Origin of the sequence: Actinomyces culturomici (assembly GCF_900499005.1) — a bacterium.
Taxonomy (GTDB): domain Bacteria; phylum Actinomycetota; class Actinomycetes; order Actinomycetales; family Actinomycetaceae; genus Pauljensenia; species Pauljensenia culturomici.
In genome coordinates, this window is sequence record NZ_LS991316.1 from 546,633 (window position 1) to 571,972 (window position 25,340).

The 25,340-nt window shown below is 70.2% G+C and carries 21 protein-coding genes and 1 pseudogene; 21 read left to right on the forward strand and 1 reads right to left on the reverse strand.

Translation table 11 applies throughout. The features are described from left to right. Nucleotides 1-76: 76 nt before the first annotated feature. Nucleotides 77-1,165, reverse strand: coding sequence for a hypothetical protein (locus tag DY157_RS02355; protein ID WP_115727056.1), 1,089 nt, complete (start codon nucleotides 1,163-1,165; stop codon nucleotides 77-79). 72 nt (nucleotides 1,166-1,237) lie between these two features. Here DY157_RS02355 and DY157_RS02360 point away from each other — a divergent pair, with 72 nt between their 5' ends. The 21 genes and pseudogenes from DY157_RS02360 to DY157_RS02450 all read left to right on the forward strand — a co-directional run bounded on the left by DY157_RS02360 (nucleotide 1,238) and on the right by DY157_RS02450 (nucleotide 25,319). Then, a complete protein-coding gene (locus DY157_RS02360; RefSeq protein WP_235827039.1) occupies nucleotides 1,238-1,705 on the forward strand; it encodes a ribosome maturation factor RimP in 468 nt (155 codons plus the stop codon). 5 nt (nucleotides 1,706-1,710) lie between these two features. Beyond that, nucleotides 1,711-2,757, forward strand: coding sequence for a transcription termination factor NusA (nusA, locus tag DY157_RS02365; RefSeq protein ID WP_115727058.1), 1,047 nt, complete (start codon nucleotides 1,711-1,713; stop codon nucleotides 2,755-2,757). A 24-nt stretch (nucleotides 2,758-2,781) separates the two neighbouring features. Next, nucleotides 2,782-3,108: a YlxR family protein gene (locus tag DY157_RS02370; protein ID WP_235827040.1), complete on the forward strand. Its 327-nt coding sequence runs from the start codon at nucleotides 2,782-2,784 to the stop codon at nucleotides 3,106-3,108. 107 nt (nucleotides 3,109-3,215) lie between these two features. Further along, a pseudogene (locus DY157_RS11665) lies at nucleotides 3,216-3,308 on the forward strand (translation initiation factor IF-2 N-terminal domain-containing protein); the annotation flags it as partial. Between the two features lie 433 nt (nucleotides 3,309-3,741). Beyond that, nucleotides 3,742-5,856 carry a translation initiation factor IF-2 gene (infB, locus tag DY157_RS02375; RefSeq protein ID WP_218938042.1) on the forward strand — a complete coding sequence of 705 codons (2,115 nt, stop codon included), beginning with the start codon at nucleotides 3,742-3,744 and terminating at the stop codon, nucleotides 5,854-5,856. A gap of 250 nt (nucleotides 5,857-6,106) precedes the next feature. Continuing rightward, complete coding sequence (rbfA, locus tag DY157_RS02380) at nucleotides 6,107-6,625, forward strand: 30S ribosome-binding factor RbfA (protein ID WP_115727059.1); 519 nt, start codon at nucleotides 6,107-6,109, stop codon at nucleotides 6,623-6,625. Between the two features lie 2 nt (nucleotides 6,626-6,627). Beyond that, nucleotides 6,628-7,671 carry a tRNA pseudouridine(55) synthase TruB gene (gene truB, locus DY157_RS02385; RefSeq protein ID WP_115727060.1) on the forward strand — a complete coding sequence of 348 codons (1,044 nt, stop codon included), beginning with the start codon at nucleotides 6,628-6,630 and terminating at the stop codon, nucleotides 7,669-7,671. Nucleotides 7,672-7,674: 3 nt separating this feature from the next. After that, entirely contained in the window at nucleotides 7,675-8,664 is a 990-nt protein-coding gene (locus DY157_RS02390) for a bifunctional riboflavin kinase/FAD synthetase (protein ID WP_115727061.1), read from the forward strand. A 277-nt stretch (nucleotides 8,665-8,941) separates the two neighbouring features. Further along, nucleotides 8,942-9,211: a 30S ribosomal protein S15 gene (rpsO, locus tag DY157_RS02395; RefSeq protein ID WP_115727062.1), complete on the forward strand. Its 270-nt coding sequence runs from the start codon at nucleotides 8,942-8,944 to the stop codon at nucleotides 9,209-9,211. Nucleotides 9,212-9,454: 243 nt separating this feature from the next. Continuing rightward, complete coding sequence (locus DY157_RS02400) at nucleotides 9,455-11,815, forward strand: polyribonucleotide nucleotidyltransferase (RefSeq protein WP_115727063.1); 2,361 nt, start codon at nucleotides 9,455-9,457, stop codon at nucleotides 11,813-11,815. Nucleotides 11,816-12,467: 652 nt separating this feature from the next. Continuing rightward, nucleotides 12,468-13,535 carry a sensor histidine kinase gene (locus DY157_RS02405; protein ID WP_160159415.1) on the forward strand — a complete coding sequence of 356 codons (1,068 nt, stop codon included), beginning with the start codon at nucleotides 12,468-12,470 and terminating at the stop codon, nucleotides 13,533-13,535. Between the two features lie 17 nt (nucleotides 13,536-13,552). Further along, entirely contained in the window at nucleotides 13,553-14,224 is a 672-nt protein-coding gene (locus DY157_RS02410) for a response regulator (RefSeq protein WP_218938043.1), read from the forward strand. Nucleotides 14,225-14,455: 231 nt separating this feature from the next. Further along, nucleotides 14,456-15,133, forward strand: coding sequence for a hypothetical protein (locus tag DY157_RS11290; RefSeq protein ID WP_160159417.1), 678 nt, complete (start codon nucleotides 14,456-14,458; stop codon nucleotides 15,131-15,133). Nucleotides 15,134-15,181: 48 nt separating this feature from the next. Next, nucleotides 15,182-15,538, forward strand: a complete 357-nt coding sequence (locus tag DY157_RS02415) for a hypothetical protein (protein ID WP_160159418.1) — start codon at nucleotides 15,182-15,184, stop codon at nucleotides 15,536-15,538. Between the two features lie 95 nt (nucleotides 15,539-15,633). Continuing rightward, the gene (locus DY157_RS02420) at nucleotides 15,634-16,953 is read left to right on the forward strand and encodes a M16 family metallopeptidase (RefSeq protein ID WP_115727067.1); all 1,320 of its coding nucleotides are present in this window, start codon (nucleotides 15,634-15,636) and stop codon (nucleotides 16,951-16,953) included. A 67-nt stretch (nucleotides 16,954-17,020) separates the two neighbouring features. Beyond that, on the forward strand, nucleotides 17,021-17,761 hold the full coding sequence (gene dapB / locus DY157_RS02425) for a 4-hydroxy-tetrahydrodipicolinate reductase (protein ID WP_115727068.1): 741 nt from the start codon (nucleotides 17,021-17,023) through the stop codon (nucleotides 17,759-17,761). 3 nt (nucleotides 17,762-17,764) lie between these two features. Then, nucleotides 17,765-18,475, forward strand: coding sequence for a GNAT family N-acetyltransferase (locus tag DY157_RS02430; RefSeq protein ID WP_235827041.1), 711 nt, complete (start codon nucleotides 17,765-17,767; stop codon nucleotides 18,473-18,475). A gap of 335 nt (nucleotides 18,476-18,810) precedes the next feature. After that, nucleotides 18,811-19,707, forward strand: coding sequence for a 4-hydroxy-tetrahydrodipicolinate synthase (gene dapA, locus DY157_RS02435; protein WP_115727887.1), 897 nt, complete (start codon nucleotides 18,811-18,813; stop codon nucleotides 19,705-19,707). A gap of 52 nt (nucleotides 19,708-19,759) precedes the next feature. Next, nucleotides 19,760-21,451, forward strand: a complete 1,692-nt coding sequence (locus DY157_RS02440; protein ID WP_115727069.1) for a ribonuclease J — start codon at nucleotides 19,760-19,762, stop codon at nucleotides 21,449-21,451. A 25-nt stretch (nucleotides 21,452-21,476) separates the two neighbouring features. Further along, entirely contained in the window at nucleotides 21,477-22,430 is a 954-nt protein-coding gene (locus DY157_RS02445; protein ID WP_174232118.1) for a PfkB family carbohydrate kinase, read from the forward strand. Nucleotides 22,431-22,535: 105 nt separating this feature from the next. Further along, entirely contained in the window at nucleotides 22,536-25,319 is a 2,784-nt protein-coding gene (locus DY157_RS02450) for an FtsK/SpoIIIE family DNA translocase (RefSeq protein WP_115727070.1), read from the forward strand. Nucleotides 25,320-25,340: the final 21 nt, after the last annotated feature.

Genomic DNA, 25,340 nt, shown 5'->3' on the forward strand with positions numbered 1-25,340 from the left:
GCGCCCGATTCTACGCAGGGCGCCGCGCCGCTTCCCGATCGACGAGGCCGGGGCGGTGCGCCGACGACGGGGGAGTTCAGGACCGGGCGCCGATGAGCGCCGGGGCGCTCGCGTCCGCCCCGATCGTCCAGTTCCCGAGGTCCTCGAGGGCGGCGCGCGCGCCGATCGTCCGCACGGTCGCGTCGTCGGAGTCGAGGAGGTGGAGGTCGGCGGCGATGAGGGCGTTCGCGAGCGAGGTCGCGTCGAGGTCGTCGAGCGAGCAGCGCAGCGTCCGCTCATCGGTCGCGCCGGCCGACAAGAGGGCGTCGACCCGGGAGAAGAGGACGTCCTGGCGCGTCGAGGCGTCGGAGACGGACTGGGCGACGAGCTGGGCCTTCGGGAGCGACTGGGCCGCGCAGTCCCAGGAGGCGATCGACTCGGAAAGCTCGGTCGAATCGCCGAGGGCCGTGTCCTTCGAAAGGTCGGGGGCGGCGAGGAGCGCGCCCGAGGCGAGCGCGTCGGGATCGAGCCCCCAGGTCCCGAGGAGCGAGAGCGAGTCCGAACCGGCGATCGACTGCAGCCTCTCGTTGAGATCCGACACCGCGGCCCCGCCCTCGTCGATCGAGAGGCCGTAGACGGAGGCGAGGGCCTGGGCGGAGCGGTAGCGGCCGAGCGCCGCCGTCGCGAGGGCGAGAGCGTCGGACGAGGCGGTCTCCTCCGGATCCGCGGCCGCGGCCAGGTCGCGGCGGGCGGTCTGCAAGAGCCAGGAGGCGAACTCGTCGACCGTCACGGGTGCGCTCGCGACCGCCGGAACGGTCTGCGCGCCCTTCGGCGGATTCCCATTCCACGGATCCCACACGCCGCCGAGCGCCTCGAGGCGCGACCGGGAGTTCGACGCGATCGAGGTGAGGACCTCCGCGCACGCCGGGCACGAGGTCGCGTCCGTCGCGAGATCGGCCGCGCGATCGGCGGCCGCCGACTCCGTCCGGGCGGCGGTGTCGCGGATCGCGTCGATGCGCGTGAGCGAGGGGAGCGTCGGCACGTCCGTCTCCAGGCGGACGTGAGGCGCCTCGCACGAGGAGAGCGCGACCGCCGAGGCCGCGAGCAGCGCGAACGCGCCGAGCGCTCGGGAGCGCCGGTGGGGGAGCGCGCGGTTCGGGCCTGAAGTCGGAAGGGAGGCGGTCACGGGGGCATCATCCCATGACCGGACGCGGGTACGATGGGGGGCCGGTGCCGTGTCGGACACACAGGAGGATTTGTGGCCCAGCCCCAGCGCTTCGTCGAACTCGAGGAACGACTCCGCCCCCTCGTCGAGGGATTCGGGCTCGAGCTCGACGCCGTCCTCGACGTCAGGGAATCCGGGATGCGGATCGTCCGCGTCGTCGTCGAGGCCCCCGCGGGCGCCTCCGTCGACTCCGACGGGCTCGCGGACCTGTCGCGCGCCGCCTCGCCGATCGTCGACGAGGCCGACCCCGTCGAGACCGAGTACTTCCTCGAGGTCTCGACTCCCGGCGCCGAGCGCGAGCTCACCGAGCCGCGCCACTGGATCAAGCAGATCGGACGGCTCGCGTCCGTCAAGCTCCGCGACGGCTCGAGGGTCCTCGGGCGCGTCGAGGCCGCCGACGAGACCGGCGCCTCACTGAGCGTCGACGGCGCTGCGACTAGGATCGACTACGCACAGATGAAGAAGGCGCGGGCTCGCGTCGAATTCGGCACGGAGGAATGAGACGCATGGAAATCGACATGACCGCGCTGCGGATGGTCGAGCAGGAGAAGGGGGTCTCCCTCGACCGGCTCGTCGACGCCATCGAAGAGGCCCTCCTCAAGGCGTATCACAACATCCCCGGCGCCATCTCCAAGGCCCGCATCGAGATCGACAAGAAGACCGGCCGCGTCGCCGTCATCGCGACGGACGAGGACGAGGACGGCAACCCCATCGGGGAGTTCGACGACACCCCGAAGAACTTCGGGCGCATCGCCCAGTCGACCGCGCGCTCGATCATCATGCAGCGGCTCCGCGACGCCGATGACCAGAAGGTCCTCGGCGACTTCGCCAACCAGAAGGGCCGCGTCGTCACCGGCGTCGTCGACCAGTCGCGCGACGGGCGCATCACGATCGTCAAGGTCGGCGACGACTTCGAGGCCGTCCTCCCGGATTCGGAGAAGGTCCCCGGCGAGTCCTACCGCCACGGCGACCGCATCCGCGCCTTCGTCGTCAACGTCGAGCGCACCGAGAAGGGCGCCCGCATCACCCTCTCGCGCACGCACCCCGGCCTCGTCGCCGGGCTCTTCGAGCGCGAGGTCCCCGAGATCCAGCAGGGCCTCGTGAAGATCAAGGCGATCGCCCGCGAAGCCGGTCACCGCACGAAGATCGCGGTCGTCGCCGCCCGCGACGGCGTCAACGCGAAGGGCGCGTGCATCGGCCCGATGGGCTCGCGCGTCCGCGCCGTCATGACCGAGCTCGGCGGCGAGAAGATCGACATCGTCGACTGGTCGGCCGACCCCGGCCGCTTCGTCGCGAACGCCCTGTCGCCCGCCCGCGTCTCGCGCGTCGTCGTCCACTCGGTCGACAACAAGACCGCGACCGCCGTCGTCCCCGACTTCCAGCTCTCCCTCGCGATCGGCAAGGAGGGGCAGAACGCCCGACTCGCCGCGCGCCTCACGGAGTACCACATCGACATCCACGCCGACACCGAGACCGGCGACGAGCCCCTCGCCTCGCGCTCCTCGATGCCCGACGACGTGACCAGTCGCTCATACTCCGATCCGCTGGACTGACGGGGCCTCGACTAGACTGACCGCGTGTCGCAGTCCGCGCTGAACCAGGTCGCCGCCTCTTTCGAAGCGGTTCCGGTTCGTACGTGCACGGGCTGCGGGAAGCGCGCGCCGCGTTCGGAGCTCTTCCGGATCGCCGCGTCGCGCGAGGGGGTCCTCACCGTGGATCCCCAGGCCGTCCGGCCCGGTCGGGGCGCGTGGGTCCACCCGGATCCCGCGTGCGTCGAGCGCGCCAGGAAGCGCCGGGCTCTCAAGCGCGCCCTGCGACTTCAGGAGGAACCTCCCGAGTCGCTGTGGTCGGAGCTCGACGCGGCGGTGTCGTCCAGGACGTCCCCGACGTCCGTACTCGAGTAATGGAAGCGGGTTGGAAGCCGATGGGCACCCGATGAGTACCCAGCGATGAGCTGCCAGCATCATCAGTAACGCGTCTCCGTCCGGAGGCGCTTCCGGACAGGAGAACAGTGGCAAAGTTGCGTGTTAGCGAGCTCGCCAAGGAGCTCGGAATCACGAGCAAGGAACTGCTCGCCCACCTCAAGGAGAGCGGCGAGTACGTGAAGGGGGCCTCTTCCGGCCTCGAACCCCCGGTCGTGCGGACGGTGCGCGAGCACTACGGCTCCGCCGGCCAGTCGGAGGCCCCGGCCCCCGCGAAGAAGACCCCGGCCCCCAGGNCCCGTGTCCGATCGCACAGGTCGGAGCGCGTGAGCCCGCCCACCCGGCCGGGGAGTCGGAGGCGCCCCGTGCTAGCCTTGAAAGGCCGTCAGAACGGCCGCGGATCGTATGCGACGGGGGCAAGCCCAGGGCATGCCCCGTCCGGGAGGCACCGGCGGCCCGCGCCCCGGTCCCCGTCCCGGCGGCCGTCCGGGTCAGGGCGGTCAGGGCGAGCGCCCCGCGCGTCCCGGCGCCCCCCGTCCGGGCGGCACCGGCGGTCCCCGTCCCGGCGCTCCGCGTCCCGCGGGCCGCGCCGGCGGTCCCCGCCCGAACCCGGGCATGATGCCCGGCCAGGCGAACTTCGCCCGCAACGCGGCGGTCGGCGCCTCCGATCGTCCGGCGCGCGGCGCCGGCCGCGGTCGCGGCCCCCGTCCGGGTGCGGCAGGAGGCCCCGGCGCAGGTGCGGGAGCCCCCGCGGGCGCCGGTTTCGGTCCCGCGCGCGGCGGCGGTCGCGGCGGTCGCGGCTCCACCCCGGGCGCGTTCGGCCGCGGAGGCGGTCGCAACCAGCGCGGACGCAAGTCGAAGCGCGCGAAGCGTCAAGAGTACGAGCAGCAGAACGCGCCGGTCATCGGCGGCGTCTCGATCCCGCGCGGCAACGGGCAGATCGTCCGCATCCGCCAGGGAGCGTCCCTCGCGGACTTCGCCGAGAAGATCGACGTCAATCCCGCAGCGCTCGTCACCGTCCTCTTCCACCTCGGCGAGATGGCGACGGCGACCCAGTCGCTCGACCAGGACACCTTCGAGGCCCTCGGCGCCGAGCTCGGCTACGACGTCAAGGTCGTCTCCCCGGAGGACGAGGACCGCGAGCTCCTCGAATCCTTCGACATCGACCTCGAGGCCGAAGAGCTCGACGACGCGGAGAACATGCAGCCGCGTCCGCCGGTCGTCACGGTCATGGGCCACGTCGACCACGGCAAGACGAAGCTCCTCGACGCGATCCGCCACACGGACGTCGTCGACACCGAGCACGGCGGCATCACGCAGCACATCGGCGCCTACCAGGTGAACGTCGAGCACGAGGGCCGGACGCGTCCGATCACCTTCATCGACACCCCCGGCCACGAGGCCTTCACCGCCATGCGCGCCCGCGGCGCGCAGGTCACCGACATCGCGATCCTCGTCGTCGCGGCCGATGACGGCGTCATGCCGCAGACGGTCGAGGCGATCAACCACGCGCAGGCGGCCGGCGTCCCGATCGTCGTCGCGGTGAACAAGATCGACAAGGAGGGCGCGAACCCGGACAAGATCCGCGGTCAGCTCACCGAGTACGGCCTCGTCGCCGAGGACTACGGCGGCGACGTCATGTTCGTCGACATCTCCGCGAAGCAGCGTCAGGGCATCCGCGAACTCCTCGAGGCCGTCCTCCTCACGGCGGACGCCGCCCTCACGCTCGAGGCGAACCCCGACACCGACGCCCGCGGCGTCGCCATCGAGGCGAAGCTCGACAAGGGACGCGGCGCCGTCGCGACGATGCTCGTCGAGCGCGGCACCCTCCGCGTCGGCGACGCGATCGTCGTCGGCTCGGCCCACGGCCGCGTCCGCGCGATGTTCGACGACTCCGGCGAGGACATCGCCGAGGCCGGCCCGTCGACCCCGGTCGCCGTCCTCGGCCTCACCTCGGTCCCGCGCGCCGGCGACTCGTTCCTCGTCGCGCCCGACGACCGCACGGCCCGCCAGATCGCGGACAAGCGCGAGGCGGCCGAGCGTCAGGCGATGCTCGCGAAGCGCCGCAAGCGCGTCTCCCTCGAGGACTTCGACAAGGTCCTCAAGGAGGGCCAGGTCGACACGCTCAACCTCATCATCAAGGGCGACGTGTCCGGCGCCGTCGAAGCGCTCGAGGATTCGCTCCTCGGCATCGACGTCGGCGACGAGGTCCAGCTCCGCATCATCCACCGCGGCGTCGGCGCGATCACGCAGAACGACGTCAATCTCGCCACGGTCGATAACGCGGTCATCATCGGCTTCAACGTCCGTCCGGCCGAGCGAGTCGCCGAACTCGCCGACGCCGAGGGCGTGGAGATCAAGTACTACAACGTCATCTACTCGGCGATCGATGACATCGAGGCCGCCCTCAAGGGCATGCTGAAGCCGATCTACGAGGAGGTCTCGCTCGGCACGGCGGAGATCCGCCAGGTCTTCCACTCGGGCAAGTTCGGCAACATCGCCGGCTCGATCGTCCGCTCCGGCACGATCAAGCGCGGGACGAAGGCGCGCCTCGTCCGCGACGGCGTCGTGCTCGCCGACAACCTCGAGATCGCGTCCCTGCGCCGCGAGAAGGACGACGTCACCGAGGTCCGCGAGGGCTACGAGTGCGGTATCACGCTCGGGTTCAAGGACATCACCGAGGGCGACATCATCGAGACCTGGGAGATGCGCGAGAAGCCGCGCGACTGATCCCATCGATCGGCATCCGGGGTCCGGGGAGGCGCGAGAGCGCCGCCCCGGGCCCCCGCCCGTTGCGCGCGGCAGTTCATCGACGCCTCGGCTCGTTCCACGCGGGGCCGTTCGAGAAGGCGCGGCGGGGGAGTGATCCCTCACCCGGCGCGGTGCCCCGCCGCCGGACCCCGTACCATGGATCACCGGTGCCGGCCCGATGCGGACGCCGCAGCGGCCCGGCGACAACGGCTCAGCGAAGGAGACCCCCATGGCGGACGAGGCGCGCCAGCGCAAGGTGCAGGACCGGATCCAGCAGACGGTCGCGCGGCTGCTCGGGCGCCGGATCAAGGATCCGCGCCTCGGGTTCGTGACGATCACGGACGTGCGCGTCACGGGCGACCTCCAGCACGCTTCGATCTTCTACACCGTCCTCGGCGACGAGGAGGACCGCAAGGGCACGGCCCGCGCCTTCGAGTCCGCGAAGGGCATCATCCGCTCGGAGATCGGCAAGGCGCTCGGCATCCGACTCACCCCGTCGATCGAATTCATCCTCGACGCGCTCCCCGAGTCGGCCGCCGCCATCGAGGGCGCGCTCGCCGCCGCGAAGGCCCGCGACGAGGAGATCGCGAAGCTCGCCGAGGGCGCCTCCTACGCCGGCGAGGCCGACCCCTACCGCAAGGACGAGGAGTTCGACGAGGACGAGGACGACGACTCCGACGAGGACGATCTCGACGACGACGACTCCGACGAGGACTCCGAGACGGACGACGACGAGGACGCCCGCTGACGATGGCGAAGCGACCTGACGTCTCCGTCCCCGGAATCGTCGTCGTCGACAAGCCCGCCGGCCTCACGAGCCACGACGTCGTCGCGCGCGTCCGCCGACTCGCCCGCACCCGCAAGGTCGGCCACGGCGGCACGCTCGACCCGATGGCGACCGGCGTCCTCGTCGTCGGCGTCGGCAAGGCGACGCGCCTCCTCACGTGGATCACCGGGCACGACAAGACCTATTGCGCGACCATCCGCTTCGGCGCGACGACCTCGACCGACGACGCCGAGGGAGAAATCGTCTCCGCCCCCGGCTGCCCCGCGCTCGACCCCGAGGCCCTCGAGACCGCGATGGCGGCCCTGCGCGGCGACATCCTCCAGGTCCCCTCGACCGTGTCGGCGAAGAAGATCGACGGGAAGCGCGCCTACGCGCTCGCCCGTGAGGGCGTCGAGGTCGAACTCGTGCCCGTGCCCGTGACGATCGCCCGCTTCGAGAGCGTCTCCGAACCCCGGGAGGCGATCCTGCCGACCGACGGGGGAGAGGTTCGCGTCGTCGACCTCGACGTCGAGGTCGACTGCTCGTCCGGCACGTACATCCGCGCGCTCGCCCGCGACCTCGGCGTGGCGCTCGGCGTCGGCGCCCACCTCACGCGCCTGCGCCGCACCCGCGTCGGAACCTTCACACTCGACGACGCCCATGCGCTCGCCGACCTCGAGGCCGAGGGCGAGGCGCGCGTCGCGCTGTCCCGCCCGACCGGGGCGCCCGCGGCCTCCGAATCAGACGACTCCGCCGCCCCGGCCTCGTCGATCGACGAACCGGCGCCCGCCCCCGGGCTCATCGGCCTCGACGCCGTCGTCGCCGCGATGTTCCCGACCCTCGAGCTCGACGAGGACGAAGCCGCGCGCTTCCTCCACGGCAACCCGCCGAGGCGCGAGCCCGCCGAGATCGCCGCGCTCGCCGCCGGCTCCGCGACCCTCGGCGCCCTCGACCGGGCGGGGCACGCGCTCGGACTGCTCGACGCGTCCGGCCCCCGACTCACCACCGTCTGCGTCCTGAGGAGCTGACCGATGAAGACCTGGACCTCCCTGGCCGACGTGCCCGGCGACGAGAAGTGCGTCGTGACGATCGGCAACTTCGACGGCATGCACAACGGGCATCGTCGCGTCGTCTCCTCCTGCGTCGAGCGCGCCCGCAAGCGCGGCGTCGACGCCGTCGCCATCACCTTCGACCCGCACCCCACGCAGGTCCACCGGCCCGAGGTCGGCCTCCAGCTCATTTCGCCCCTGCGCGACCGCCTCGATGCGATGGCCGCCTCCGGGCTCGACGCGACCCTCGTCGTCCACTACGACGCGAGCGTCTACCGGCTCGAGCCCGAGGAGTTCGTCGTCGAATTCCTCGTCGACCGGCTCGGCGCCATCGAGGTCGTCGTCGGGGAGGACTTCCGCTTCGGTCGCCTCAACACCGGCACCGTCGACACCCTGCGCGAGCTCGGGCGCCGCTACGGCTTCGACGTCACGATGGTCACCGACATCCAGGCCCCCGAGGGGCGGCGCTGGTCCTCCTCCTGGGTCCGCCAGCTCCTCGCCGACGGCGACGTCGCGGGCGCCGCGCGCGTCCTCGGGCACCTCCACCGGGTCCGCGGCACCGTCGAGCACGGCTTCAAGCGCGGGCGCGCCCTCGGATTCCCGACCGCGAACCTCCAGGGCGGCATCGAGGGCGTCGTCCCCGCCGACGGCGTCTACGCCGGCTGGGTCGTCCGCACCGTCCCCGGCACCGAGTCCGCCGAGTTCCTCCCCGCCGCGATCTCCGTCGGGACGAACCCGCAGTTCGACGGGGTCGAGCGGACCGTCGAGGCGCACGTCCTCGGGCGCTCCGACCTCAACCTCTACGGGGAGAGGATCGCCATCACCTTCGTCTCGCGGATCCGCCCGATGAAAAGCTTCGACTCCCTCGACGAGCTCCTCACCGCGATGGACGACGACCTGCGGCGCACCGCCTACGTCCTCGGCATCGCCGTCGCCGGGCGCGTCGACCCCGACACCGTCACCGCGAACTGAGGCCCGTCCGGCGGCCGGCACCTCGCCTCCCTCCTCCGGCGCGCAGCCCCGGCCTCGTGCGCATCGCCCCGCGGCGATCGTCTCGCGGATCGACGAGGGCGCGGCGGGGCGCCGACCCGTGTCCGATCGCACAGGTCGGAGCGCGTGAGCCCGCCCACCCGGCCGGGGAGTCGGAGGCGCCCCGTGCTAGCCTTGAAAGGCCGTCAGAACGGCCGCGGATCGTATGCGACGGGGGCAAGCCCCGCCGCTCCGCGCAACGAGACACAAGGAGAAGCCCGTGCCCCTGAGCAAGGACGTCAAGGATCAGATCATCGCCGAGTACGGCACCCACGAGGGCGACACCGGCTCCCCCGAGGTGCAGATCGCGCTGCTCACCCAGCGCATCAAGGACCTCACCGAGCACTTCAAGTACCACACGCACGACCACCACTCGCGCCGCGGCCTCCTGCTGCTCGTCGGTCGTCGTCGTCGCCTCCTCGGCTACCTCGCCTCGATCGACATCGAGCGCTACCGCGCCCTCGTCGAGCGTCTGGGCCTGCGCCGCTGAGCCGTTCCGGCCCGATCCCCTCACCGGGACCGGGCCGGACCTCTTCGCGCGGGGCGCACTGAGCGGAGCGCCCCGAGCTTCCCGATCCCCGCTCGCCACCGCGCGCACGCGCCGCCGGTTTTCGACAGTGGTTCACGGACCTCCCCGACTCAGGGTCGGCAGGATCGACGCCGTGGACTTCGATCGAAGGCCGAAGCCCGGCGCGCATCCCCTTTCCCCCTGATGACAAGGAGAAACGCCCCCATGATGGAAGGCTCCGACATCACCGCCGCCGAGGCGATCATCGACAACGGCCGCTTCGGCACGCGCACCGTCCGCTTCGAGACCGGCCGTCTCGCGAAGCAGGCCGCGGGCTCCGCCCTCGCCTACCTCGACGACGAGACCACCGTCCTCTCGGCCACCACCGTCGGCAAGTCCCCCAAGGACCAGTTCGACTTCTTCCCCCTCACCGTCGACGTCGAGGAGCGCGCCTACGCCGCCGGCCGCATCCCCGGCTCCTTCTTCCGCCGCGAGGGCCGCGCCGGCACCGAGGCCATCCTCGCCGCGCGCCTCATCGACCGCCCGCTGCGCCCCGGCTTCGTCAAGGGCCTGCGCAACGAGGTCCAGGTCGTCGAGACGGTCCTCGCCGTCAACCCCGACGACGCCTACGACGTCCTCGCGATCAACGCCGCGTCGATGTCCACCCAGATCGCCGGCCTCCCCTTCACCGGCCCGATCGGCGGCACCCGCCTCGCCCTCATCGACGACCAGTGGGTCGCCTTCCCGCGCTGGTCCGAGCTCGAGCGCTCCGTCTTCAACATCGTCGTCGCGGGCCGCATCGTCACGAAGGCCGACGGCTCCGAGGACGTTGCGATCATGATGGTCGAGGCCGGCGGCGGCAAGAACGAGTGGGAGCTCATCCAGAACGGCGCGACCGCCCCCACCGAGGACGTCGTCGCCGACGGCCTCGAGGCCGCCAAGCCCTTCATCAAGGCCCTCTGCGAGGCCCAGATCGAGGTCGCGAAGTCCGCCTCCAAGGAGACCGCGGAGTTCCCGCTCTTCATCGACTACACCGACGAGCAGTACGCGGCCGTCGAGGAGTTCGTCGGCGACAAGCTCGCCACCGCGCTCCTCACCGAGGGCAAGCTCGCCCGCGACGAGGCCGTCGACGCCGTCAAGGCCGAGATGCTCGCCGGGCTCGCCGAGAAGTACCCCGAGCAGGAGAAGGACCTCAAGGCCGCCTTCCGCTCGCTCGAGAAGTACACGATCCGCCAGCGCACGCTCCGCGAGGAGATCCGCATGGACGGCCGCACCCCGCGTCAGATCCGCTCCCTCTCCGCCGAGGTCGAGGTCCTCCCGCGCGTCCACGGCTCGGCCCTCTTCCAGCGCGGCGAGACGCAGATCCTCGGCGTCACGACCCTCGCGATGCTCCGCATGGAGCAGCAGCTCGACAACCTCTCGCCGGTCACCGCGAAGCGGTACATGCACCAGTACAACTTCCCGCCGTTCTCCACCGGCGAGACCGGCCGCGTCGGCGCCCCGAAGCGCCGCGAGATCGGCCACGGCGACCTCGCCGAGCGCGCCCTCATCCCGGTCCTGCCGACCCGCGAGGAGTTCCCCTACGCGATCCGCCAGGTCTCCGAGACCATGGGCTCGAACGGCTCGTCCTCCATGGGCTCCGTCTGCGCCTCCACGCTCTCGCTCCTCCAGGCGGGCGTGCCGCTGCGCGCCCCCGTCGCGGGCATCGCGATGGGCCTCATGACCGGCGAGGTCGACGGCGTCCAGAAGGCCGTCACCCTCACCGACATCCTCGGCGCCGAGGACGGCTTCGGCGACATGGACTTCAAGGTCGCCGGCACGAAGGACTTCATCACCGCCCTTCAGCTCGACACCAAGCTCGACGGCATCGACTCGCAGGTCCTCCGCGGCGCGCTCGCGCAGGCCCGCGACGCCCGCCTCGCGATCCTCGACCTCATCAACCAGGCGATCGACGGCCCGGACGAGATGAGCCAGTACGCGCCGCGCATCATCACCGTCCAGGTCCCCGTCGACAAGATCGGCGAGGTCATCGGCCCGAAGGGCAAGATGATCAACCAGATCCAGGAGGACACGGGCGCCGACGTCACCATCGAGGACGACGGCACGGTCTACATCGCGTCCGCGAACGGCGAGTCCGCCGAGGCCGCGCGCCAGATGATCAACCAGATCGCGAACCCGCAGATGCCCGAGGTCGGCGAGCGCTTCATCGGCACCGTCGTCAAGACGACGTCCTTCGGCGCCTTCGTCTCCCTCACCCCCGGCAAGGACGGCCTGCTCCACATCTCGCAGGTCCGTCGCCTCGTCGGCGGCAAGCGCGTCGAGTCGGTCGACGACGTCCTCCAGGTCGGCCAGCAGGTCGAGGTCGAGATCGCCGAGATCGGCGATCGCGGCAAGCTCAGCCTGCACGCCGTCCTCGACGACGAGGCCGCGGCCGCCGAGGCCGAGGGCTCCGAGCCCGCCGAGCGCCCGGAGCGCCGCGAGCGTCGCGACCGCGGCGAGCGTCGCGAGCGCCGTCCGCGCACCCGTACGCGCCGCAAGCGCGAGGACGAGTCCGAGGGCTCCGAGGAGGCCTCGACCGAGGAGTGATCCTCGCCTCCGATCGGGGAGCGATCCTCTCACACGGGTCCGGGGGGCCGGCGGCGATGCCGCCGGCCCCCGGCTTGTGTCGTCTCTTCTTCGACTGGCCAGCGCCGGATCTCCCGGCCGCCACCGCCCGACCTCGCGAAAGCATTACCGCACCCCCGCCGACGGCATGACCCGACCCCCACCGAGAGCATCACTTTCGCGCGCCGAAAGCATCACGTTCCTTCGTCGAGGGGATCTCCGGAGACCGATGCGCTTCGTATTTCCGGACCGGTGCGCGCCTGCCCCGGCCTCGTCGATCCGCAACGATGCGACCGGGAGTAGCGGAATCACCATTCGTCGATTGACCTCGCGCGATCATTGATGTTCAGTAGGCGCGATTCATCGTCACCCGACTGAAAGGGAAGTAGTTGAGGCGTTTCGTGATGGGATCGATGGCGGTAGTCTCCCTGGTATGCGGCACGATGTCGGCGTCCATGAATGCCTGGTCTCCGTTGGTCGTCGACTACTCGCCCCTCCAGCGGTTCTGCCAGATGTTCCCAAACTTCCCGGGATGCCGCGACACGCCGTGAGCATCGGCCCCAAGTGTCGACCTCCGTGTCGATGGACGGCATCGTCGGCGAACACCCGACGCATCATGTATCCACTCGTGGCGATGACCTTCTTAGGATTCGATGCCCTAGCCTGGCTCAACGATGGCTTCGTCACGTCGGCAGATTTCGCCGCCTCTGCGGTCATCGTGGCGATGACGATCGTCACTGCCTGGCGCTCAGTCATCGGCAGCACGGGCGTCATCCTCGTCAGTTGCCTGGTCGTCGTGTCGCCACAAGGGCAATTCGGATCGATCTTCACACCATTCCTCGCAGTCCTCGCGATCGCCGAGCAGATCTCTCGGCGACGATTCTGCCTCGCGATGATCGCAGCCCTCTCGCTGGTCATCGCCTACTGGCTCGATCCGACAGTGCGCTCCGCGTGGGCGCTCCTCATGGCGATCCTGTTCCAGTTGCTGATCGCGCTTCCGCTGGGACTGGCAATGGTCCTGCACGACCGGCAGGTCGAGGCACTTGAACGGGAAACCGCCGAGGTCGCCCAACGGGCGCGAACTCAACTCGCGCTCGCCCTGCACGACACCGCAATCACGGATCTGACACGAGCGCTCGTCGTCACGCGCACACTACGGAGCCGGGCGAATGAACCCCGAAAGTCCGACATCGCAGCGGTTGAGGAGTCGATCGCGACTGCACTCCGAAGACTGCGACAGACTGCCAAGATGGTGTCGTCCGCTGCCAAGGACGACACGTCCTCCGTTCGCGACGTTGTTCACGAGATGTCGAACCGTCTGAAGATCCGTCGCCTCGTCGTGCAGACCTCATGCGCCGATGACGCGACCCTCAATCGGATGCTGGACGACGCCGGCTACCGATTCGTGCAGCTCTTTCTCAAAGAGGCTCTCATCAACTGTCTGAAGTACGCAGACGAAGGGACAACGATTGTCGTCTCATCGGAAGAACGAGACTCAGATATTGAAGTATTCGTCAGATCCGTCGCTGAGGAAGATTCCGGCGGAGTGCATGATGAGGCGAACTCCTCCGGGTTGGGTATCGCTGGGATTCGCACGCGCGCTCGAGCGCTCGGAGGCGACGTCAGCGCGGGCAAAATACCGGGGTATTGGATGATCTCCCTTCAACTCCCCCGTATTCGCGAACGGGGGAGAATTCGATGAGTAGAGAATCGCCGAAAATGATGGACGATGATGCGATCCGAGTGATCTACGCGGATGATGATCCCGCCCTATTGGAGGGGATATCCGGATTGATCGCCCCTGATTCCCGCATTCGGATCGTCGGAACGGCGACGGGTGGCAGGGGCGTCCTTCACCTGCTCGAACTCCACCGGGCAGACGTCGTCCTCCTCGATGTGGAAATGCCTGATCTCGACGGTGTGGAGACAGTGAGAATCATCTCGGAGCGCTATCCCGAGGTGAAGATCGTCATGTTCACGGCGTTCGAGGTCGAGTCGCGACTTGCGGAGGCATTCTCGGCGGGGGCCATTTCCTTCCTGACAAAGGACATGGAGCCGCAAGAAATCGCGGATGCGCTCGCAGACGCGGTTACGGGGCGGCAGGCATTAGCTCCGCGCGCGCTCGCGTCGGCGATCGGCATCCTCCACGACCTTGGCGAGAAACGCCACGCTGGAGATCGGTGGCGGGCAGAAGAGAAGGCCCTCTCCGAGGGGCCGAGAAAAGTGTACGAGCACCTCATCACAGGTGCGACGAACAAGGAGATCGCTGCGAGGACGGGGTACTCGGAGACGACAGTGCGGACATACGTCTCCTTCCTCCTCGAATCCTTCGACTGTGCAACGCGCACCGAACTCGCCACCCGCGCTCTCCGGGCCTCAACGCCCCTTTAGGGGTGACTGAAGGAAAGGGGGAGGATCTACTGAGGAGGCGAACTCTCAACAAATGTCGATTCCCGTGTTGCCGTCTCATCCATACTCTTCTCGTAATGGGATCTACTAGTTCGATAGACGCTGAGATATGTGAGTTCCGCACAGGTCCTGAAACATATATTGCGGAGACCGAACGGTAAGTTTCACGTAGCCCCATCGATTGAGAGAATCTCGGCATTGCCAAGAGCAGCCTTGAAGGAGTTCGAAATGAATGTGCAAACAATGCTGATCACTAGCTCGGCACTGAGCATTGCGCTCGCCTGCTCCGGCGCTGGAATCGCATCAGCCAAGCCCATTGCCAATGATGGAATTCGTTCAGCGAACGCGATGCTGTGTGCTTCGCAAGAGGCTGGTATGCGGGGTGTTGACGTGCAGCTGGCATGCAAGATCGTTGAGATCGGACAAAGCCTTTCAACGTCAGAAGATGGCAGGACCATTCGAACAACGCTTTCGGATCGTGAGCTCGTTGAAGAGTACGGATTCACTAAGACCCAGGTTCGCGATTTTCGCGCGATTCTATCCGGAACTTATGTTCAGCCATTTGATGTTCGTGGACTCGATAGTGTGAGTACTCGCGCATCAAGCGGTGCGCGATTCTATATTTCGAACCAGAACTTGAAAGCTGGGGCATTCGCCATCATTGCAACCGCGGCAAGTACGAGTCCAGAAGCATTGGCAGCCGCGTTCGTTGCGGTGTCATCAATGATCGGGGGTCCCATTGGAAGTGCTCTGGCGGCGGGTGTGTCGCTCTTGGGTATTGGATTCTTCGCGGATCTCGCAGTCAAGATCACGGGGGCTCTTGTGCAGGGAAAGGGGGTAGCGTTCTATACGAAGTGGGGATTCCCGCCGATTGTAGCGAGGATTGAGTGAGAATTGAATTGGTGTGATTCTGTGAGGGAATCACCTAAGGTAGGGTGCATGCGCGTTTATCGATCAGGAGTGTTTCATTGCCTCGTCGGCGGATTCTCCTTCGCCGCGGCCCTCGAGGTCCGCGAGCGATTCCATGAGCAAGTCCCGGCGGTCTTCTACTCCATCCACGGGCTCTTCGTGCTTCTCGCGGTCGCATGGGTGATCGTGCTCGTGCGCAAGGAAGTGGTGCCGCTTGGCCGGGCGGCTCGCGACGGCCTGTTGATCGCCTGCTGCTACGGCATGGCGGCGACGGGATCAGTCGTGGCGCTCTATGCGATTCCGGCGGTCGCCGTGTTCGCCTTCGTCATGATGAAGAGGGGAGTGGGATTCGGCGTCGGCGCGCAGAGTGCGGAAGGCGATGCCTGAGCGGACGCCGACGAGCGGGGGAGCGGCGGACGACTAGAATCGCGTCGTTCCACAGCGCGGTCGCCCGAACACGGGCCGGCCGCTGAAAGGCGCCCATGACTCCCCCCATCGACCTCCCGCTCGCGCGCGTCGACGCCGCGCTCCTCGACACCGCCGAGGGCGAGGTCCGCCGCACGGTCACCCCGGCCGGCACGCGCATCCTCACGCAGAAGGTCCCCGCGACCCGCTCGGTCGGGCTCTCCCTGTGGGTGCCCGTCGGCTCGCGCGACGAGACCCCCGCCGAGGCCGGGTCGACCCACTTCCTCGAGCACCTCCTCTTCAAGGGGACGGCCTCGCGCTCCGCCTTCGACATCGCCGAGGCTTTCGACAGGGTCGGCGGCGAATCGAACGCGGAGACCGCCCGCGAGCACACGAACTATTGGGCGCGCATCCTGTCCGACGACCTCCCGATGGCGGTCGAGGTCCTCGCCGACATGCTCGCCGATTCACGAATCGCCCCGGCCGACTTCGACATGGAGCGCGGCGTCATCCTCGACGAGCTCGCCATGGCCGACGACTCGCCGACCGAGATCGTCCACGACGCCTTCCAGCTCGCCGTCCACGGCGACACGCCGCTCGGCCGCCCCGTCGGCGGCACGCCCGAGGCGATCCGCGCCGTCGCCCGGGACTCGGTCGTCTCCCACTACCGTTCGCATTACGCGCCCGACTCGCTCGTCGTCGCGGCCGCCGGCGACGTCGACCACGAGCGCCTCGTCGAACTCGTCGAGGCGGCGATCGCGCGCTCCGGCTGGGCCGCATCCCCCTCGTCGGACGTCGCGCCCCGCCCTCGTCGATCGACGGAAGCGCCCGAGGTCCCGGACCACGATGACGAGGTCGTCCGCCGGCGCGACGTCGAGCAGGCGCACCTCGTCGTCGGAACGCGCGGGCGCCGGGCGCTCGACGCCGACGGGCCGACGATGTCCGTGCTGCTCGCGGTGCTCGGCGGATCGATGTCGTCCCGGCTCTTCCAGGAGGTCCGCGAGAAGCGCGGCCTCGCCTACACGACCTACGCCTTCGAGTCCGCGTACACGGACACGGGCAGTTTCGGCATGTACGCCGGGACCTCGCCCGCGAAGATCGGCGAGGTCGAGGCGATCATGCGCGGGCAGCTCGAAGATCTCGCGGCGAACGGGCCGACCGAGGCCGAACTCGTCCGCGTCCGCGGGCAGGTCCGCGGGGGAGTGGCGCTCGGGCTCGAGGACAACTGGTCGCGGATGATGCGCCTCGGGCGCTCGGAGGTTGCCGGCCTCTACAAGACGGTCGAGGAGTCGCTCGCCGCCATCGACGCCGTGACCGCGGACGACGTGCGGCGCCTCGCCGCGTCGCTCGCCTCCCAGCCGGTCGCCCGCGCCCTCGTCCTCCCGCTGGACGCGTGAGCGCGCAGCGGCGATCATCGAAACAGCCAACTGAAACCGCCGGACAGGCGGAGCGAAGGAGAACGCCATGATCCGCGTCGCCGTCACCGGAGCGAAGGGCCGGATGGGCTCGACCGTCGTCGAGGCCGTCACCGCGGCCGAGGACATGGAGGTCGTCGCGCGCCTCGACGCGGGAGACGCGATCACCGCCGAGACCGTCAACGGCGCGCAGGTCGCCGTCGACTTCTCCGTCCCCAGCGTCACCGAGTCGAACGTTCACGCGCTCCTCGACGCCGGCGTCGACGTCGTCGTCGGGACGACCGGCTGGAGCATCGATGCCTACGACCGCGTCCGTGCGCACGCCGAGGAGGCGAGCCGTGCCGTCCTCATCGCCCCGAACTTCGCGATGGGTGCTGTCCTCGCGATGAAGTTCGCGGCCCTTGCCGCCCCCTACTTCGAGTCCGCCGAGGTCATCGAACTCCACCACCCGAACAAGGTCGACGCGCCCTCGGGAACCGCCGCTGCCACAGCTCGCGGGATCGCCGCCGCTCGCGCGAAGGCCGGGTGCGCGCCGATGCCGGACGCGACGCAGACCGACCCGGAGGGGACGCGCGGCGGGCGCATCGAGGGCGTGCCTGTCCACGCGGTGCGCCTGCGCGGCCTCACCGCGTCCGAGGAGATCCTCCTCGGCAACCCCGGCGAGCAGCTCGTCATCCGCACCGACTCCTTCGACCGGGTCTCGTTCATGCCGGGCGTGCTCCTCGCGGTCCGCGAGGTCTCGGGCCGCCCGGGCCTCACCATCGGCCTCGACGCGCTCCTGGGGATCTGACAGGTGTCGATCGAACTTGCCGGCGCCTCCTTCGCCGACGCGTCCTCCGCCGACGGTCCCCTTGCCGACGGCCGCGGTCGCGCTCACGTCCATCCGATCGACGAGGGCGGGGCGGGGCGTCCGCGAGCGGGAGCGGATCGGTCGGTGCGGCTGGCCGTGCCCGCCGACGCGGTCGCGATCTCGCGGATTCAGGCGCGGGCGCTGCGCGAGCTGCTCGGCGGAGCGGCGGTCGCCGGGGCTCCAGATGCGTCTGCGGGATCCGGTGCGGGCGTTGACGCGTGGAGCGCTACCGACCTCGGCGTCGTCGACGGCGTCGCCCTCGCCGACCGCTGGGAGGCGACCCTGTCGTTCCCGGCGCCCGCCGGGTGCGCGACGCTCGTCGCCCTTCACGCCTCCGCCGTCGCAGGCTTCGCGGTCGTCGTGCCCGCGCCCGCTCTGGAGGCGCGCGGAGGCCTTCTCGCGGCGGGCGCCGAGATCGCCGAGCTCCTCATCGACCCCGACTTCCAGCGCAGCGGGCACGCCTCGCGCCTCCTCCAGGCGATCGCCGACACCTCCGGGGCGGCGACGCTGAGGATCTGGGTGCGCGCGTCCGACGAGCCGCGGATCCGCCTCCTCGAGTCGGCCGGATTCGGGCCTGCCGGGCTTCGACGCTCCCTCGCCGTCGAGGGCGGCGACCCGATCGTCGAGCACCTCTGGTGGGCCGCCATCGCCTGACCGGACCCGCGCCGTGCGGGGGAGACCGCGCCCGCGGGAGAACGTGGGCCCTCGGCGAGACCGACTGCCGACTTTGGCCCTGCTCGTCATGGCGACTCTTAGGAGGGAATCCGCCGGGGGAGATCCCCTCGATGGCCGAAGGTAATGCTTTCGGCGAGGAAAGGTGATGCTCTCGGTGGGGTGCGCCGAGAGCATGACCCGTGGTGCGCTGAGGGCATTACCCGTGGGGGATCCTCCTCGGGAACGGCCCGGGGTGAGCGCGCGCCCGGGAGAGACAGCGCCCGAGGGGCGAACGCGCGTGGCCGAGCGGGCGGTGCCGCCCTATGCTGCGAGGCATGAGCCACACCCCGACGCGCCTCTTCGGTTCCCTCGCTCCCGCGCTCGTGACGCCCTTCCACGCCGACGGGTCCCTCGACCTCGACTCGGCGACGCGCCTCGCGACGAAGCTCGTCGACGACGGCTGCGATACCGTCCTCCTGTCGGGGACGACGGGCGAGTCGCCGACGACCCACCAGCCGGAGAAGAACGACCTCACCGTCGCGGTGAAGGAGGCGGTGGGGGACCGCGCGTTCCTCCTGTGCGGCGCCTGCTCGAACGACACCGCCCACGCCGTCCGCATCGCCGAGGGCGCCCAGGCGTCCGGCGCCGACGGCCTCCTCGTCGTCTCGCCCTACTACAACCGTCCCTCGCAGGCGGGCCTCATCGCGCACGTCACCGCGATCGCCGACGCGACCGACCTGCCCGTCATGCTCTACGACATCCCCGGTCGCACCGGCCTCGCGTTCTCCGACGCGACCCTCGACGTCCTCGCCGCCCACCCGCGCATCAAGGCGGTCAAGGACGCGACCGGCAACGTCGAGCAGGGCGTCGAGCGGATGCACCGCACCGGCCTCGAGTACTACTCGGGGGACGACGGCCTCAACTTCGCGTGGATGACCGGGGGAGCCTCGGGCTTCATCTCCGTCGTCGCGCACGTCGCGGCCCGCTTCTACCGCGAGATGATCGACCTCCTCGACGCGGACAAGGTGTGGGAGGCGCGCGAGCTCTCCTACCGCCTCCGCCCGCTCGTCGCGGCGATCATGGGCGGCGGTCAGGGCGCGGTCATGGCGAAGCACGCCGTCCACCTCCAGGGCCTCATCGAGACCCCGGCGCTCCGCCTTCCGCTCGTGGGGGCCGACGAGGACGAGATCGCCCGCCTGAAGAGGGCGATGGAGGACCTCGAGCTCCTCTGAACGGGGCGCTCGTCGGGCCGGGAGTCCCACGGTTCGTGGCACACTTAGGGGCATGAAGCCCCTGTACGAGAACCTGTCCGAACCCGCGCCCCTCGCGGACGGCGCCCTGCGCGTCATCCCCCTCGGCGGCCTGGGAGAAGTCGGCCGCAATATGAACGTCCTCGAGCACGAGGGCAAGCTCCTCATCGTCGACTGCGGCGTCCTCTTCCCCGAGGTCTACCAGCCGGGCGTCGACCTCATCCTCCCCGACTTCTCGTGGATCGCCGACCGTCTCGACGACGTCGTCGGCCTCGTCCTCACCCACGGGCACGAGGACCACATCGGCGCCGTCCCCTACCTCGCGAAGCTCCGCGACGACATCCCCACCTACGGCTCCGACCTCACGCTCGCCTTCACCGAGCCGAAGCTCCGCGAGCACCGCCTCCCCGCCGGCGACATGCACGTCGTGAAGAGCGGCGACCGCGTCCAGGTCGGCCCCTTCGACCTCGAGTTCGTCCAGGTCACCCACTCGATCCCCGACGCCCTCGCGGTCTGCGTCCGCACGAGCGCGGGCACGGTCCTCATCACCGGCGACTTCAAGATCGACCATCAGCCTCTCGACGGCCGCAAGACCGACCTCGCCGCGCTCGGCCGCATCGGGTCCGAGGGCGTCGACCTCTTCATGATCGACTCGACGAACGCCGAGGTCCCCGGCTTCATCCCCTCCGAGCGGGAGATCGGCCCGGTCCTCGACCAGATCGTCGACGAGGCGACCGGTCAGGTCGTCGTCGCGACCTTCGCCTCCCACGTCCACCGCGTCCAGCAGGTGATGAACGCCGCCGCGAAGGCGGGGCGCCGCGTCGCCCTCGTGGGCCGCTCGATGGAGCGGAACATGCGGATCGCCGTCGAGAAGGGCTACCTCGTCGTGCCCGAGGGGCTCATCGTCGACACGAACGAGCTCGCCGAGCTCCCGCCCTCGAAGCGCGTCTACATGGCGACCGGCTCCCAGGGCGAGCCGATGGCCGCTCTCGCGCGCATGAGCTCCGGCTCCCACAAGTCCGTCACCCTCGAGGCCGGCGACACCGTGGTCATCTCCGCGTCCGTCATTCCGGGCAACGACTCGGATGTCAACCGCGTCATCAACGACCTCACGCGTCTCGGCGCGAAGGTCTTCCACCGCGGCAACGCGAAGGTCCACGTGTCGGGCCACGCCTGCCAGGGCGAGATCCTCACCTTCTACAACCTCGTCCAGCCGCGGAACGTCATGCCGATCCACGGCGAGCTCCGCCACCTCGTCGCCAACGGCCAGCTCGCCGTCTCGACGGGCGTCGGCGCCGACCGCGTCGTCCTCGCCGACGGCGGCACGACGGTCGACCTCGCCGACGGGCGCGCCGCGGTCTCCGGCCAGGTCCCCTGCGAGCTCGTCTTCGTCGACGGCAAGTCGATCGGCGAGATCTCCGAGGAGGAGCTCGAGATCCGCCGCGTCCTCGGCTCCGAGGGCTTCATCTCCGTCTACGCGGTCGTCGAGCACGACTCCGGCATGGTCCTGTCCGGCCCGACGATCAAGGCGATCGGCATGGCCGAGGACGACGCCGTCTTCGAGGAGATCCTCCCCGACGTCGACGCCGCCCTCAAGGACGCGGCTGCGCCCGGCGGGAAGGACCCCTACGTCCTCCAGCAGGCGATGCGCCGCGTCATCGGCCGGTGGGTCGCCCGCAGGCTCCGCCGCCGCCCGATGATCGTCCCCGTCGTCGTCGAGCAGTGACGGCGCGGGCGAAGGAGGAGATCGCATGACCGGACGCTTCATCTCGACGCACTCCGTCGTCCTCGTGCTCCCGATGCACATCTCGCACACTCCCGTGCGCGGCGGCTCGGTTCACGCGGACGCGGCGAGCTCGCGCCCCGGAGGCGGCTTCACGACCCTGTCGGCGGTCGCCGCGCAGGGCGTCCCCGCCGCGATGGCGTCGCCGCTCGGCACCGGCCCGAACTCCTTCACCGTCCGCCAGCAGCTCGTCGAGGCCGGCGTCGAGGTCCTCACCCAGGAGCTCGTCGGCGACATCGGCGTCGCGATCCAGCTCATCGAGCGCGACGGCTCGATGACGTCGATCGTCACCGCGGGCGTCGAGTCCGAGCCCTCGCGCGTCGCCCTCGACCGCCTCGTCCTCAAGCCCGGCGATCTCATCCACATCGCCGCCTCCGATCTCACGAATCCGCACTCGGCGATGGTCCTCGCCGGCTGGGGCGCCGCCCTTCCGTCCTCGGTGACGCTCGTCGTCGCCGTCTCCCCGGCGGTCGAGCAGGTCCCCGTCGAGTCGTGGCGCCAGCTCCTCGGGCGCGCCGACATCGTGACGATGAACGTTCGCGAGGCCGCGGCCCTCACCTCGATCCTCGCGACCCACGAACCGGGCGTCGGCATTCGCCACCTCATGCGCCCCGATGCAGCCCTCGTCCGACGGACGGGGATCATGGGCTGCGAGCTCCAGAGGTCCCGCGGCGCCGAGCGCATCCAGATCCCCGCCTTCGAGACGACGGTCGCGGACACAGCGGGCGTCGGCGACACGCACATCGCGACGATGTGCGCCGAGCTCCTCAAGGGCAAGGACATCGAGGAGGCCTGCCGGACCGCGAACGCCGCCTCGGCGATCGCGATCTCCCACGAGTCCGCACTCCCGGTTCCGACCCCGGCGCAGATCGCCGAGGTCCTCGAGACCGGCGTCGCGCGCACCGACCGCAAGCACGGCTGACCGGCCCGACCGGCCGGGCCGGCGCCCCGTCGACGGGGCGCGATGGGCCGATTCCGGCGCGCCCACGGGCCCGCCCCGGCCCGCGCGCGGTAGCGTCGAGGCATCATGGCACCTCGTACCCCATCGGCAGGGAAGAAGGGGAGCGGCAGGGCCGCCTCCCCGCAGCGATCCTCCTCCACCCGCGGATCCTCCTCGGGCTCCGTCGAACCCGGACTCCTCGCCCGGATGTTCTCCGCGATCGGACGGGGCATCGCCTCGGCGGTGCGCGCCTGGCGCGCGGCGGATCCGCAGGTCAAGCGCGACGCGCTCGCCTTCCTCAGCCTCGCCGGCGGCGTCCTCGTCGCCCTGCGCGAGTGGTTCCGCATCTCCGGTCAGGCCGGCGACTTCCTCCATCACGGCGCCGCGGGCGCCGTCGGCCTCTTCTCCGTCGTCGTCCCCATCGCGCTCATCGCCTTCGCGATCGAGCTCTTCCGCGCGCGTTCGGGCGAGCACGCCCTCCCGCACCACGTCGCCGGCGCCCTCGGACTCGTCGCCTCCGTGTGCGGCCTCGTCCACGTCAGCCAGGGGAACCCCTCGCTCGACGATTTCACCGCGATCGAGAGCGCGGGCGGCCTCGCCGGCTGGTTCATCGCGCGCCCGCTCGCGAACCTCCTCTCGCCCTGGGGCGCGGCCGCCGTCCTCGTCCTCCTCGGCGTCTACTCGATCCTCCTCGCGACGCGCACGCGCGTGCAGGAGGTCCCCGCGCGTCTGCGCGAACTCGCGGAGCAGCTCGGGCGCCGCACGGCCCCGCGCGACCCCGACACCGACGCGGAGGACCCGGCCGCGATCGCGCGCCGCCGCTCGCGCGCCGACCTCGCCGCCGGCGACGACCCCTTCCTCGACCAGTACGACGGCGATGAGTCCTTCCGCTCGCCGAACATCGCGGACGAGCCGACGACCGTCCTCGGCGGCTCCCCGTCCCAGTCGGTCCCTCGACCGGCGCCCGCCCCGTCCTCGTCGATCGACGACCGCGACGCGCCCACGGAGGCGCTCTCGATCCCGAGCGGGCCGCAGACCCCGGCGGCGGTTCCCGTCGTCGCGCCGGTAGTCGCAGCACCCGCCGAGGAGCCCGCCGCGTCCGCCGAACCCGCCGCGCCGCCCATCGGGGAGGCGCCGAAGGAGGAGGGCTTCCAGCCCCAGCTCGCCGAGGCGATCTCCTACACGCTCCCCGAGGACACGCTCCTCGTCGCCGGCCCCCCGCACAAGACGCGCTCGGCCGTCAACGACCAGGTCGTGCGCGCCCTCGGGCAGGTCTTCGCCGACTTCAAGATCGACGCGCAGGTCACCGGCTTCTCGCGAGGCCCGACGGTCACCCGCTACGAGGTCGTCCTCGGGTCGGGCGTCAAGGTCGACAAGCTCACCAACCTCTCGAAGAACATCGCCTACGCCGTCGCCTCGGCCGACGTCCGCATCCTCGCGCCGATCCCCGGCAAGTCCGCGATCGGCATCGAGATCCCCAACACCGACCGCGAGAACGTCGCGCTCGGCGACGTCCTGCGCAGCGGCGCGGCCATGCGCAATCAGCACCCGCTCGTCGTCGGCGTCGGCAAGGACGTCGAGGGCGGGTACGTCGTCACCAACCTCGCGAAGACGCCGCACCTCCTCGTCGCCGGCCAGACCGGATCCGGCAAGTCGAGCTTCATCAACTCGATGATCACCTCGATCATGATGCGCGCGACCCCGCAGCAGGTCCGGATGATCCTCGTCGACCCCAAGCGCGTCGAGCTCACGATCTACGAGGGGATCCCGCACCTCATCTCGCCGATCATCACCGACCCGAAGAAGGCCGCCGAGGCCCTCGAATGGGTCGTGCGCGAGATGGACGCGCGGTACAACGACCTCTCCGACTACGGCTTCAAGCACATCGACGACTTCAACAAGGCGGTCGCCTCCGGGCAGGTCCAGGCGAAGCCCGGGCTCGAGCGGACGCTCCACCCGTACCCGTACCTCCTCGTCGTCGTCGACGAGCTCGCCGACATGATGATGGTCGCCCCCCGCGACGTCGAGGCGTCGATCCAGCGCATCACGCAGCTCGCGCGCGCGGCCGGCATCCACCTCGTCCTCGCGACGCAGCGGCCCTCCGTCGACGTCGTCACCGGCCTCATCAAGGCGAACATCCCTTCGCGCCTCGCCTTCGCGACCTCCTCGCTCACTGATTCGCGGACGATCCTCGACCAGCCGGGCGCCGAGAAGCTCATCGGCCAGGGCGACGCGCTCTACCTGCCGGCGGGCGCCTCGAAGCCGATGCGCGTCCAGGGCGCGTGGGTTTCCGAGTCGGAGATCCACAAGGTCGTCTCCCACGTCAAGGCGCAGATGCAGCCGCACTACCGCGACGACGTCATCGTCGAGGAGAAGGCGGCGGCGAAGGTCGCCGAGGACATCGGAGACGATCTCGACGACCTCCTGCAGGCGGCCGAACTCGTCGTCTCGACGCAGCTCGGATCGACGTCGATGCTTCAGCGCAAGCTCCGCGTCGGCTTCGCGCGCGCCGGCCGCCTTATGGACCTCCTCGAGTCGCGCGGGATCGTCGGCCCCTCGGAGGGGTCGAAGGCCCGCCAGGTCCTCGTCCAGCCCGAGCAGCTCCCCGAGGTCCTCGCGATGCTCCGCGGGGAGTCCGAGGGGCTCGAGGCCGGGGCCGGGGCGTCGGACGCGTCGGGGACGGCCGAGTCGCCGGCGGCGGATGCGCATGCGTCCGGGGCGACGGGGGAGGATGGGCGAATCAACGCCACAGCGCGCGCGGAGTCGGCGGCCGACCCCTACGCCGGGCATGATTTCGGTGGGTCCGCGCCGCAGTGGGTCGACGAAGAACCCGAAGAGGACGAGGACGCCTGGCAGCTCACGGGCCGCTGAGCGTGAAGGAGAAGGGCACGG